Here is a 12,155-nt window from a genome sequence, read left to right as displayed (position 1 = left end):
ATGGCGGCCAAAGGATTGCAGGTCGATATCAATTCCGACATGGGCGAGGGTTTTGGAGCCTACAGGCTCGGCGACGATGCGGCGATCCTCGACATCGTCAGTTCCGCCAATGTGGCCTGCGGCTTTCATGCCGGCGACCCCGAGATCATGGCGGCCACGTTCTCGATGGCGCGCGACAAGGGCGTTGCCGTTGGCGCGCATCCGAGCTTCGCCGATCTGTGGGGGTTCGGACGCCGCATCATTCCGCATTCCATGGATGAGATCGAAAGGCTGGTCGCCTACCAGATCGGCGCGGCGCAGGCGCTTTCCGCCTATGCCGGCCACCCGATCCGCTATGTGAAGGCGCATGGCGCGCTAGGCAATCTTACCCAGACCGACCGTGGCGTCGCCGAAGCGGTGACGCGCGCAGTCAAGGCCGTCGATCCCGGCCTGATCTGCCTGGCCATTGCGCTTGGCTTCCAGGACAGGATCGCGCGCGACGCGGGCCTGACGGTCAGATCCGAAATCTTTGCCGACCGCGCCTATACGGAGGAAGGCTTTCTTGTCTCGCGCAAGCTGGAAGGCGCTGTCATCCACGACGCCGAGAAGGCGGCCGAACGGGTCGTGCGAATGGTCAAGCAAGGCGCCATCGAGACGCTTTCCGGACAGATGCTGCAGACGCCGATCGATTCGATCTGCGTCCACAGCGACACGCCGGCAGCCGTCGCCATCGCCGCGCGCGTCCGGCGACGGCTGGAGGCGAGCGGCGTCAGGGTCAGAGCGTTCGCGGCCTGAGCACGGCCGGGTCCGTTTCAGAACCAGACATCGCTGAGGCGATGTCCGCGCGGATAGGGATCTGTCGGGTCGAGACCATATTGGCCGATGCTGGTAATCCAGGCCTGTCCGGCGATGGTGACCACGACAGCGTCGCGATCGCCAACACGCGCATTGGCGATCACGCGGGAATCGAAATGGGTCCCGATGATCGACCTATTGCGGAACAGCTCGCCCTTGGCGATCTGCCCCTTTGCCGACATCACCGCAAGCCGCCCGGTGGTGCCGGTGCCGGTCGGCGAGCGGTCGAGCCTGCCATGCAGGCACACCGTACCGTTGATGCTATCCACGCGCCCGTCGATGCGCTCGATCGGACCTTCGAAAATCACGTTGGAAACGTCGCGGATCTTCGCGTTCTCCGGATGCACGACCTCGAGCTGCTCGTTGACCGCCTTCTTGATGCGTTGGCCCATCAGCGACATCTGGTGGGCCTCGTCGGGTGTTATGGAAAAGCCCAGCGCGCGGGCGTTGACATGGGCGAAAGTCATGCCGCCATAGGAGGTGTCGACGGTGATCGTGCCGAGCCCCTCGACTTCGACTGGCGTGTCGAGGTGGAACGCGAACGCCGGTACATTGGTGAACTCCACCTGCTTCACCTTGCCGTTCTCGCAGCGGCAGCGCACCTCGATCATGCCGGCCGGCGCTTCCATGCGCAGCAATGTCTCGGGCTCCTTCATCGGCACCATGCCCGTCTCCAAAGCCACGGTGGCGACGCAGATGGTGTTTGAGCCCGACATGGGCGGGTATTCCGTGCTTTCAATTATGACGTAGCCGAGATCCGCCGAGGGATCGCAAGGCGGCAGGATGATGTTGCCGTTGACGTAGGGCGCACCGCGCGGCTCGAACAAGAGCAGCCCACGAATGTCGTCCATATGCTCTTCGAGATACTCCTTCTTTTCGAACATGGTCTTGCCCGGAACGTCCTTGACGCCTCCGGTGATCACATTTCCGACTTCGCCCTCGGCATGGCAGCCGACGACCGTGAATGTTTTCGTCCAGCGCATTTTTCTCCCTTTCCCCTTGATGCATAAACCTGAGTGAGGCGGACAGATCACCTCAAACGCCGCCGAGTCCTTCTTCAAGAAATCGATCGAGCTGTTCGATCTCCTGGGCTGAGAGGCTGATGCCGTCTCTCTCCGATGTCGCACGAGCAAGGAACCGCCGCTGAGAGGGCAGGCGCGCGCCCTGGCCAAGGATCGCCTCGAACAGCGCTTCAGCACGGCCCAGCGGATTGCCGGGCCGGCCGGCGGCGAAGGCTTTCGGCGAGAAAGCGATGACCAACTCTCCATGCGATGGATAGAGCGTCGTGGTGCCGAGCACATTGAGCGCCTCGGGACTGGTCAGGTCGCCGATCATGATCCCGGCGAGCAACTCGATCATCGTCGCGATGGCGGAGCCTTTGTGGCCGCCGAAGGGAAGCATGGCGCCGGCCAGGGCGGCTTCCGGGTCCGTCGTTGGCCTGCCGTCCGAATCCATGGCCCAGCCTTCCGGCAGCTTCTTGCCTGCCCGGCGGTGGAGCTCGATCTCGCCGCGCGCGGCAACCGAGGTCGCGAAGTCGAAAACGTAGGGAGGCTGCTCTTCTCGCGGCCAGCCAAAGGCAAAAGGATTGGTGCCCAGCAACGGTCCGTTGCCACCGGTCGGAGCGACGGTGGCATAGCTCGGGCACATGGCCAGGCCGGCCAGGCCTGCCTGCGTCAAGGCTTCGACCTCCACCCAAAGGGCGGAAAAATGCACCGCATCGTTGATCGCGAGCGCGGCGATGCCGCACGAGCGTGCCCGCTCGACCAGCACCGGCAGGCCCAGTTCGAAGGCCGGGTTGGCGAAGCCGCGCTTTGCATCCACTTTGACGATGGCGGGAGCGTCTTGTGGCAACAGTTCGGGCACCGCGTCTGGGTCTACCTTCCCTGCCTTGATCGTCCGCAGGGCGCCTTCGATCCGGTAGATACCATGTGACTTGCAGGCGTCGCGTTCCGCCGCGACGATGACCCTTGTGATGGCGCTGGCCTGGATGGGGTTCAGTCCGGCCTTGCGGAAAATTGCATCGACGCGCTCATGCAAGGCATCGACGGTGATCGTGGTGTTGGTCATTTCTGGCCTTCGGGTTTGGCTGCGCGCAATGCGCCTTTAAAAATCCAGACCACCGGCAAAGGCTCTTAGATCCTGTGCAAGCAAAGCGGGCTGCTCGAGGGCTGCGAAATGACCACCGCGCGGCATCGCTGTCCACTGGCGGATGTCCTTGAAGACGCGCTCGACCCAACTCCTGGGGGGCATTGGCAGCTCTTTGGGGAACAAAGCCACTGCAAGCGGGACGTTGATCGCTGTGCCGGACGCGAATGCAAGCGGACGGGCGCGCGTTTCCCAATAGAGCCGCATCGACGAAGCGACGGTCCGGGTGAACCAGTAGAGCGAGATGTTGGCGAGCATGTCGTCGCGCGAAAAAGCGGCGTTGGCCAGTTCGCCATCGCAATCGCTCCAGTCGCGGAATTTTTCGATCATCCAGGCTGCCAGCCCGACCGGCGAATCCGTCAGTCCATAGGCAAGCGTTTGGGGGCGCGTCGCTTGAATATGGGCATAGGCGGCGTCAAGATCCGCCCATCCGGCCTTCCGTTTCAGGAAGGTGCGTTCTTCCGGCGTCAAGTCGCCGTCCGGGCTTGCATCGTGAGGCGGTGAGAATGAGCCGGGGATGAAATTCAGATGCACGCCAGCGAGACTGCCTGGATGCGCGTGCGCCAGACAGGTCGACACGCTGGCGCCCAGATCCCCGCCCTGGGCGAGATATCGCTCATAGCCTAGACGGCTCATCAACTCGGCCCAAAGATCGGCGACGGTGAACAGGTTGAGGCCAGGCCTGGTCGGCCGGCTTGAAAAGCCATAGCCGGGAATCGACGGGGCCACGACGTTGAAGGCATTTTCCTGCCTTCCGCCATGCGAAAGCGGGTCTGTCAGAAGCGGGATCAGTTCATGAAATTCGAAGACGCTGCCTGGCCAGCCATGGGTGAGTATGACCGTTCTGTTGGTCGCCACAGCGGCGCGCGCATGGATGAAATGGATGGTTTGGCCGCCGATATCCGTCTGGTAGTGCGGATGGATGTTCCAGGCGGCTTCATGCTTGCGCCAGTCGAAGCCGGTACGCCAGTGCTGCATAAGCCGGCTCAGTTCCTCGTATTCCGTTCCCTGCGCCCAGCCTATTGCCTGCAGCTGGTCCGGCTCGCGCCAGTTCGAGATGCGCTTTTTCAAATCGTCGATTTCAGACTGGGCAATCTCGATCGTGAAGGGGCGAATTTTCATGGGGTCTTCTACTCGCCGGCCATGAGTTTGCGTGCGGCGATAAAGTCGCGACGTCGCTGCCGGTTCGCGCGAAGCGCTTCCGTCGACGCTTCTATCGAGACCGCTGAGAAACGCAGGCGCGCGCCGACCGGCGCTTGCGCCAGCCGCCAGAGGTCGGCTTCGATCACCGTAGCGATCTTCGGATAGCCCCCGCACGTGTTGGCATCGGCTAGCTGGATGATCGGTTGCCCGGACGGCGGCACCTGGACGGTGCCCGGTACGATCCCGTGGGACAGCAATTCCAGCGGCGAGAGGAGGGAAAGCGTCTCCCCGGAAAGGCGGTATCCCATGCGGTTGGCGTCGTTGGTGATGCTCCATTCGCTGCCGGTGAAAGCCGCCTGGGCCTCCGGCGTGAAGGCGTCGAACTCGGCGGCCGGCAGAACCCGCAATTCGATTGCCGAGGCCGCGCCGTCCGCCGCGCCCCGTCGCTCCTCCAGCGCTGCGCCGATGCCGCCCGCGGGAAGCCGGCATTGCGCAGGGTTGAGCGCAAGCCGGTCGCCGCGCGACAGGCCGCGTCCGGCGAGGCCGCCGAAACCGCCTTTCACATCTGTGGCGCGCGAGCCCATGACGGGCGGCAGATCGAGCCCACCGGCGAAGGCGATATAGGAACGCGCACCGATGCGCGGGGCTTCGAGGACAAGGGTCTCGCCGGCGCGGATCGTCATGGCCCACCAGGGCGGGCAGGGCCGATCGCCGACATTGACGGTGCAATCCGCACCGGTGATGGCGACGGCGGTGTCGATGTGCGCGCGCAGCCGGAACGGATGAAGCGCGACCTCGATCCCGGCAGCCGAGGGGTCATTGCCCAGCATGAGATTGGCGATCGCCAGCGCCTGCCTGTCCATGGCGCCGCCATGGCTGACCCCCAGCGCCAGATGACCGGGCCGGCCGAGATCCTGGATCGTGTTCGGCAGACCGGTGGTGAGGATCTCGATCATGCCTCGATCCCTGCGATTGCGAATCGGATTTTGTCTCCGGGCCTGAGCAGCACGGGCAATTCCGCTTCGGCCTTGAACAGCTTCAGTTCGGTATGGCCGATGATGTGCCAGCCGGACGGCGCAGTCATCGGCATGATACCCGCCTGCGCGCCACCAATGATGACGGCGCCCTCAGTGACTTTGAGGCGAGGCGTGCTGCGCCTTGCCCAGGCAAGCCGCGGGTCGAGACCGGACAGATAGGGAAAGCCCGGCATGGCGCCGATGGCGGCGACGGTATAGGTGGCCGCCGCGTGGTGCCTGACGGTCTCGTCGACAGACAGGCCGCAATGCGTGGCCCAGCCGGCGAGATCCTCGCCACGCGCGCCGCCATAGTGAACGGGAATGGTATGATGCGTGCCGGCAACCGCGTGGGCGTCTGTGCTGGCCCATAGCGACTTCAGCTGCTCGCCGAGGCTTGGTGCATCCGTGGCGAGCGGGTCGAATACTATGAGCAGGTTGTTCATGCCGGGAACGGCCTCGCACACCCCTTCGAGGGTCAACGCGGCGTTCGCTACCGCCCAGACCAGTTCCTGGGTGGTATCATTAAAGGCCCCCTGCGCGCCATCGAGCAGCAGCGCGCCCGATCCCGCAAGGCTGATGTGGGGGGTGCCGACAACCATGGGCGGTCAGTCCTTCACCGGCACCGTATAGTTCAGGATCAGGCGACCGCCATCGGGATAGATGGTCTGGCCGACGATGTAGGAAGCGTCGTCGCTGGCAAGGAAGGATGCGACGCTGGCGATCTCCGAAGGTTCGCCACAGCGGCCGCTCGGCGTGCGCGACAGGATGGTCTTGCGCTGCGCTTCGCTGGCCATGACCGAACTCTTGACCATGTCGGTCAGGATGGTGCCGGGGCCGATGGCGTTGACGCGGATGTTATGCGGGATCAATCCGACGGCCATCACCGCCGTCAATTGCTTGATGCCACCCTTGGACACGGCATAGGCGACCGAATTGGGAATGGCCAGGATGGCGTTGATCGACGACATGTTGATGATCGAGCCGCCGCGTCCCTGCGCGATCATGGCCCTTGCCGCGGCCTGTCCGAGTAGGAAGGGCGCCTTGAGATTGACGCGCTGAACCAGGTCGAAGGCCGCCTCGGGGAAGTCGACGAAATCGTCCAGATGGATGATGCCGGCATTGTTGATGAGGACGTCGACACCGCCGAATCGCTCTGTGGCCTTGGCAACAACATCGGCTGCCATTTCCTGCGTGCATTCGGAGAGATCCGCCGATAGCCAGGCGGCACGCTCACCCAGACGTTCGGCATGCTCGCGCCCGCGATCGGCTTGCACGTCGACAAGCATAACCTTGGCGCCATCGGCATGAAAGCGCTCGGCGCAGGCAAGGCCCAGCCCTTGTGCCGCCCCGGTGACGATCACGACTTTTTCTGCATGCTTCACAGCCAATTCCCTTTTTATAATCATGTCGCTGATGGATATGTTATCCAATCTATCTTGAACTTTGCTGCCATTGCAAGCCCGGACGATCGGGGCTTTGGGGCCATGTTCGCCCAAGGAATGGCATTTGTGAGCTGCTTTGGCTTTTTTCTGCCAACCAGCGCAAGCCGGTTGACTCCGCTGAATTAATCGTGATTGGATACTATATTCATAAAAGTACCGACGACGGGGAGTGCAGACGATGGCGGATGGATCACAGGAAAGCGAACTGGTCGACGCGTTCCGCGCTCTGGCGACGCCGTTGATCAGCGACAATCTCGCCCGTGTCCCCGGGGCTGTCGGGTTGCGGCCATTTCACCGGGTGGGCGGCGTCATGGCGGGGAGGGCGCTGACGGTCAGGACCCGCCCCGGCGACAACCAGTTCATCCATCGTGCGCTCGATCTGTTGCAGCCCGGAGACGTCATCGTCGTCGATGGCGGCGGGTATGAAGGACGCGCGCTGGTCGGCGAGATCATGACAAGTGTCGCGGCGTCGCGCGGCGCCGCAGGCATTGTCATCGACGGCGCCATTCGCGATGCCGGTGCCATCGGCCGCAATCCGTTCCCATGCTTCGCGCGGTCGGCCATCCATCTCGGACCTTACAAGGATGGTCCGGGAGCCATAAATGTTCCCGTCTGCATAGGCGGCATGGTCGTCGGTCCTGGCGACATCGTCGTCGGCGACGAGGATGGCGTCGTGGCATTTCCAATCGACGGTGCCGCGGCCTTGCTGGCGGCCGTCCGGGCGCAGGAAGCCCGCGAGGCCGAGATCATGCAGAGCATCCAGGAGAACCGTTATCAGGGAGCCTATGCCCGGGCTTCAAGCGGCAGTCACTGATCTGCCGGGTCAGTCCTTGCCGGTGACAATCGCATGGCCGGCTGGCGATCTTGCTCAACATAACCGCTCCGCAGCTAACCGAGGGGCGAAACAATGCATTTCGGGCACGCCGCCTGGATGCGCCAACAGGGGAAATGGAGAGAATTAATGGTTGTTTCCTTCAAGATGCTTGCCAAGAGGCTTGCTTGCGCCACCGCCCTTGCCGGGCTGGCTATGACCACGATGGCCGCGGCTGCCGACATCAAGATCGGCATCGTGGCCCCCATGACTGGCCAACTGGCCAGTGAAGGGCAGGATATGGAGAACGCCGTGAAGATGGCGATCGAAGCCGTCAACGCCAAAGGAGGCGTCAACGGCGACAAGATCACCACCACGACCGCTGATGATGCCTGCGATCCGCAGCAGGCGGTGACCGCAGGCAGCAAGCTTGTCTCGGAGGGCGTGACCGCCATCGTCGGCGGCTACTGCTCGGGCGCCGTCTTGCCTACATTGAAGATCTATGGTGACGCCGGCATTCCGTTCGTCATCATCGGAGCGAACTCGACCAAGCTGGTCGCCGCCAATCAGGGCAATGCCTTCCTCGCCAATTCGACCGGCGACATGCAGGCGACGACAGCCGTCGAACTCTTCAAGAAGAACGGCTACAAGAAGATCGCGGTCGTGGACGAAGGCGATGCCTATTCGTCCGACCTGGCCAAGCTGACCGCCGAAGCTTTCAAGAGCGCTGGCGGCGAAATTGCCGCCAAGGAGACCACCACGGCCGGCGAGCAGGACTATTCGGCGGTCGTCACCAAGATCAAGTCGAGCGGCGCCGATGCTGTCTTCTGGACCGCCTACCATGCCGGTGGTGCCCTGCTCACCAAGCAACTTCGGCAGGCCGGATTCCAGGGCGGCATCGTGCTGGGCGACGGCAACAATTCGCCGGAATATCTGGAGATCGCCGGTTCGGCCGGTGAGGGCGTGTATCTGTTGTCTCCGCCCACCGTCGACCTCTTGTCCGGCGCCGCCGACTTCAAGGCCAAGTACAAGGAAACCTATGGCCGCGACGCCGGCGCCTATGCGGCGCTCTCCCATGATGTGGGCGGCCTGATCGCCGATGCGATCACGCGGGCCAAGTCGGCGGATCAGAAGGCAATCATCGAGGCGCTCAAGGCGAGCGACTTCAAGGGCCTTGCCGGTGAAATCAAGTTCACCGACAGGAACACGCTCCAGACCTCGAACTTCCGCCCGGTGATCGCCAAGGGCGGCAAGTGGGTAGCCGAATAAAGGCTAACAGGATTGACGCCGAGGCAGGCCTTGTGGCGGCCTCGGCGTCACCGCCGATTGTCTGGCGCGCCGACGCTGCGCCCAGCCAAGACTTTTTCAATTCTGCCCTGGAGCATCAATGACGCTCGACCTGCTTATTCAGCAACTGGTGAACGGTCTTATCGTCGGCTCGTTCTATGCCCTGATCGCGCTTGGCTACAGCATGGTCTTCGGCGTCGTCAAGCTCCTGAATTTCGCCCATGGCGACATCTACATGAACGGCGCCTTCGTCGGTCTCATCGTGTTTTCCTTCGTCGGCATATGGGTCGGCAATGGCTGGCTGGGCGTGGTCTGCGCCCTACTTGTGTCGATGCTGGCTATCGGCTTGCTCGGCGTTATCATCGAACGCTTCGCCTATCGGCCGATGCGCAATGCGCCGCGCCTGTCCATCCTCATCACGGCGCTCGGTGCGTCGATGGTGCTGAACGGCACGGCACTCGCGCTGACAGGCGGGCGGCATTACGCCTTCAACACGGACCTCGGTTTTGCCGGTGTCGACATTTCCACCGTTCACATCACCTACACGCAGATGGTGCTGGTGGCCGCCTCCATCGCTCTTATGGCAGGCATGCAGGCCTTTGTCTCACGCACCATGTACGGCAAGGCGATGCGCGCCGTGTCCATCGACATGGGGGCGAGCCGCCTGATGGGCATCGATGTCGACCGGGTGATCGCGTTGACCTTTTTCATGGGCTCGGCGCTCGCCGCCGGCGGCGGGGTCATGGCCGGCGCCTATTATGGCAGTGTCCATTTCTTCATGGGCTTCATCATGGGGCTCAAGGCCTTCACCGCCGCGGTCATAGGCGGGATCGGCAGCGTGCCGGGCGCCATGCTCGGCGGATTACTGCTCGGCCTGCTCGAAGCTTTCGGCTCGTCCTTGCCCTTCGTCGGATCGGAGTGGCGTGACGTCTTCGTGTTCGGAACCTTGATCCTGTTCCTTGTTTTCAAGCCAACCGGCCTTCTTGGCCGCTCGGTCGTGGAGCGGGTGTGATGGCCGACGAAGTGAGAACCATGCCGACCGCCGGGCAACCGCAATTGATGCGCTGGTCCGTCGTGCTGCCTGGGTTGGCGGCGCTCACCTGCGCGCTGGTGTTGCCGCAATTCGCCAACGCCTACGTCACGGAGGTGGCAACCACGGCGCTGCTCTATGTCGTTCTGTGCCTAGGCCTCAACATTGTCGTCGGCTATGCGGGCCTGCTTGATCTCGGCTATGCCGCCTTTTTCGCGGTAGGCGCCTACACATCAGGCATCCTGACCGCGGAATTCGGGTTCAATTTCTGGCTTACCATCCCGGTCGCCATGGTCGCCGCCTGCGTGGCCGGCATCATCATCGGGGCTCCGACATTGAGATTGCGCAGCGACTATCTGGCGATCGTGACGCTGGGCTTCGGCGAGATCGTGCGCATCATCGCCCGTAACCTCGACATCACCGGTGGCGCCAGCGGACTCATCGGCATCGAGCGGCCGGAGATCTTCGGCTTCAAGCTGATGCAGGTGCAGCATTTCTACTATGCGTTCCTGGTGCTCGCGCTGCTCACCGCCTTCGTCTGCCTGAGCGTCGAGCGATCGCGAATGGGACGAGCCTGGTTCTACGTTCGCTATGACGAGGACGCCGCCGCCGGTATCGGCATCAACCGTGTCACGGCCAAGCTGCAGGCCTATATGATGGGCGCTGTGATCGCTTCGGTGGCCGGATGCCTCTACGCCGCCAAGATGACGGCCATTTCGCCGGAGAGTTTCACCTTCAACCAATCGCTGCTCATCCTTCTCGGTGTCGTCCTGGGCGGCATGGGCCGCATTCCCGGCGTCGTCCTTGGTGCTGTTCTCGTGGCCCTGCTTCCGGAGGTGCTGCGCGGCGCGGGGACCTATCGTCCCTTGGTGACCGCGGTTGCGCTGCTGGCAATCATGCTCTTCAGGCCGAACGGGCTGTGGCCGGACAAGCGAGTTTGACCATGGCGCTGCTGGAAGTCCGCGATCTGCGCCTCAGTTTCGGAGGACTGAAAGTCCTTCACGACATTTCGTTTTCGGTTGAGAAAGGCGCCATCAACAGTCTTATCGGGCCGAACGGGGCCGGCAAGACATCACTCTTCAATTGCCTGACCGGCTTCTACAAGCCGAAGGGCGGCTCGATCAGCCTGGGCGGCCGGCCGATCACCGGCTTGCCGCCGCATCGCATCACCGCGCTCGGCCTCGCCCGCACGTTCCAGAACATCCGGCTGTTCAAGGAAATGACCGTTCTGGAAAACGCCATGTCCGGCCAGCATTGCCGCAGCCGCCACGGCATCATGTCGGCGATCCTGCACTTGCCTGCACAGCGGCGCGAAGAGGAGGCGATCCGCGCGACCGGCATGCGCTGGCTCGATTTCGTCGGCATCCAGCAGCATGCGCATCGCCGCGCCGGTGGTCTTTCCTATGGCGATCAACGGCGGCTCGAACTCGCAAGAGCCCTGGCGTCGGCGCCTACGCTCATCTTGCTGGACGAGCCCGCCGCCGGCCTGAACGAGCGCGAGAAGCTGGACCTTGTTGGCCTGATCCGCCGCATCCGTGACGAAACCGGTGTCACGGTCCTGCTGATCGAGCACGACATGGGCCTGGTCATGCAAGTGTCGGAGAAGATCGTGGTGTTCGACTACGGTCAGAAGATCGCCGACGGGCCGCCAGAGGCCGTGCGAGCAGACCCTCGGGTCATCGAAGCCTATCTCGGTACGGAGGAATGATGGACGCCGAAATCGTTCTTTCCGCGGACCGCATCGTCGCGCGCTATGACGGCATCGAAGCCCTTCATGGCGTCAGTCTTTCTGTCAAACGCGGCCAGATCGTCGCCCTGCTTGGCGCGAATGGTGCGGGCAAGAGCACCACGCTACGCACGCTGTCCGGCCTTGTTGCCGCATCCTCCGGATGTGTCCGCTTCCTGGGCGAGGACATAACCAAAGTCCCTGCCCATCGCCTGCCGCATCGCGGGCTCGTCCACGTCCCGGAGGGAAGGCGTATTTTCGGCGACATGACGATCAGGGAGAACCTTGACCTGGGCTCGTTTACGCTTGCCGACGACGTCGAGCGCCGGCGACGGCTGGATCACGTTTTCGAGCTCTTTCCCATCCTGGCGCGCCGGCAGAATGGCGATGCAAGGAACCTCTCGGGCGGTGAGCAGCAGATGCTGGCGATCGGCAGAGCCCTCATGGCCGCGCCCAAGGTGCTGTTGCTCGATGAGCCTTCCATGGGTCTGGCGCCGCAACTGATCAAGGAAGTCATGAACATCGTGCAGCGCCTCAATCGTGAAGGCGTGACCATCCTGCTCGTGGAGCAGAACAGCAAAGTCGCCTTGAAATTCGCCGACTACGGCTACGTTCTCAAGGCCGGACGCGTTGTTCTTGAGGGACCAGGCAGCGATCTCGCGAGCAATGAAGCGGTTATCAGCGCCTATTTAGGTGGCGTCGCTGCTTAGCTGGCAAAGCT

The 12,155-nt window shown here is 63.0% G+C and carries 13 protein-coding genes; 7 read left to right on the top strand and 6 right to left on the bottom strand.

The genetic code is table 11. From position 1 onward, the window contains the following. On the top strand, nucleotides 1-774 hold the full coding sequence (locus tag NKH52_RS26725; RefSeq protein WP_352735264.1) for a LamB/YcsF family protein: 774 nt from the start codon (nucleotides 1-3) through the stop codon (nucleotides 772-774). Between the two features lie 17 nt (nucleotides 775-791). Here the strand turns inward: NKH52_RS26725 and NKH52_RS26720 are convergent, their stop codons facing one another. From NKH52_RS26720 to NKH52_RS26695, 6 genes are read right to left on the bottom strand one after another with little or no spacing between them, the layout of a single operon-like run. Beyond that, nucleotides 792-1,817, bottom strand: coding sequence for a proline racemase family protein (locus NKH52_RS26720; protein WP_352735227.1), 1,026 nt, complete (start codon nucleotides 1,815-1,817; stop codon nucleotides 792-794). Between the two features lie 52 nt (nucleotides 1,818-1,869). Then, entirely contained in the window at nucleotides 1,870-2,901 is a 1,032-nt protein-coding gene (locus NKH52_RS26715) for an Ldh family oxidoreductase (protein ID WP_352735225.1), read from the bottom strand. A 36-nt stretch (nucleotides 2,902-2,937) separates the two neighbouring features. Next, nucleotides 2,938-4,101, bottom strand: a complete 1,164-nt coding sequence (locus tag NKH52_RS26710; RefSeq protein WP_352735223.1) for an epoxide hydrolase family protein — start codon at nucleotides 4,099-4,101, stop codon at nucleotides 2,938-2,940. 8 nt (nucleotides 4,102-4,109) lie between these two features. After that, nucleotides 4,110-5,078 (bottom strand): 5-oxoprolinase subunit C family protein, encoded by a 969-nt coding sequence (locus tag NKH52_RS26705; protein ID WP_352735221.1) that lies wholly within the window; start codon nucleotides 5,076-5,078, stop codon nucleotides 4,110-4,112. Then, nucleotides 5,075-5,737, bottom strand: coding sequence for a 5-oxoprolinase subunit PxpB (gene pxpB, locus NKH52_RS26700; RefSeq protein ID WP_352735219.1), 663 nt, complete (start codon nucleotides 5,735-5,737; stop codon nucleotides 5,075-5,077). Before pxpB ends, NKH52_RS26705 begins: the two co-directional genes overlap by 4 nt. Nucleotides 5,738-5,743: 6 nt before the next feature. Continuing rightward, nucleotides 5,744-6,520 carry an SDR family NAD(P)-dependent oxidoreductase gene (locus tag NKH52_RS26695; RefSeq protein ID WP_352735217.1) on the bottom strand — a complete coding sequence of 259 codons (777 nt, stop codon included), beginning with the start codon at nucleotides 6,518-6,520 and terminating at the stop codon, nucleotides 5,744-5,746. Between the two features lie 238 nt (nucleotides 6,521-6,758). Here NKH52_RS26695 and NKH52_RS26690 point away from each other — a divergent pair, with 238 nt between their 5' ends. The 6 genes from NKH52_RS26690 (at nucleotide 6,759) to NKH52_RS26665 (ending at nucleotide 12,144) form a co-directional block, all read left to right on the top strand. After that, entirely contained in the window at nucleotides 6,759-7,394 is a 636-nt protein-coding gene (locus NKH52_RS26690) for an RraA family protein (RefSeq protein WP_352735215.1), read from the top strand. 147 nt (nucleotides 7,395-7,541) lie between these two features. Continuing rightward, nucleotides 7,542-8,660: a branched-chain amino acid ABC transporter substrate-binding protein gene (locus tag NKH52_RS26685; protein WP_352735213.1), complete on the top strand. Its 1,119-nt coding sequence runs from the start codon at nucleotides 7,542-7,544 to the stop codon at nucleotides 8,658-8,660. Between the two features lie 118 nt (nucleotides 8,661-8,778). Further along, a complete protein-coding gene (locus tag NKH52_RS26680; RefSeq protein ID WP_352735211.1) occupies nucleotides 8,779-9,690 on the top strand; it encodes a branched-chain amino acid ABC transporter permease in 912 nt (303 codons plus the stop codon). Beyond that, on the top strand, nucleotides 9,690-10,649 hold the full coding sequence (locus tag NKH52_RS26675) for a branched-chain amino acid ABC transporter permease (protein WP_352735209.1): 960 nt from the start codon (nucleotides 9,690-9,692) through the stop codon (nucleotides 10,647-10,649). Before NKH52_RS26680 ends, NKH52_RS26675 begins: the two co-directional genes overlap by 1 nt. Nucleotides 10,650-10,651: 2 nt before the next feature. Then, a complete protein-coding gene (locus tag NKH52_RS26670; protein ID WP_352735207.1) occupies nucleotides 10,652-11,416 on the top strand; it encodes an ABC transporter ATP-binding protein in 765 nt (254 codons plus the stop codon). After that, complete coding sequence (locus NKH52_RS26665; RefSeq protein ID WP_023809507.1) at nucleotides 11,416-12,144, top strand: ABC transporter ATP-binding protein; 729 nt, start codon at nucleotides 11,416-11,418, stop codon at nucleotides 12,142-12,144. The genes NKH52_RS26670 and NKH52_RS26665 overlap by 1 nt, the downstream gene beginning before the upstream one ends. Nucleotides 12,145-12,155 lie beyond the last annotated feature (11 nt).

The sequence above is a fragment of the Mesorhizobium sp. M1066 genome, assembly GCF_040318635.1.
Taxonomy (GTDB): Bacteria; Pseudomonadota; Alphaproteobacteria; order Rhizobiales; family Rhizobiaceae; genus Mesorhizobium.
This window is presented reverse-complemented; position numbering and strand designations above follow the sequence as displayed.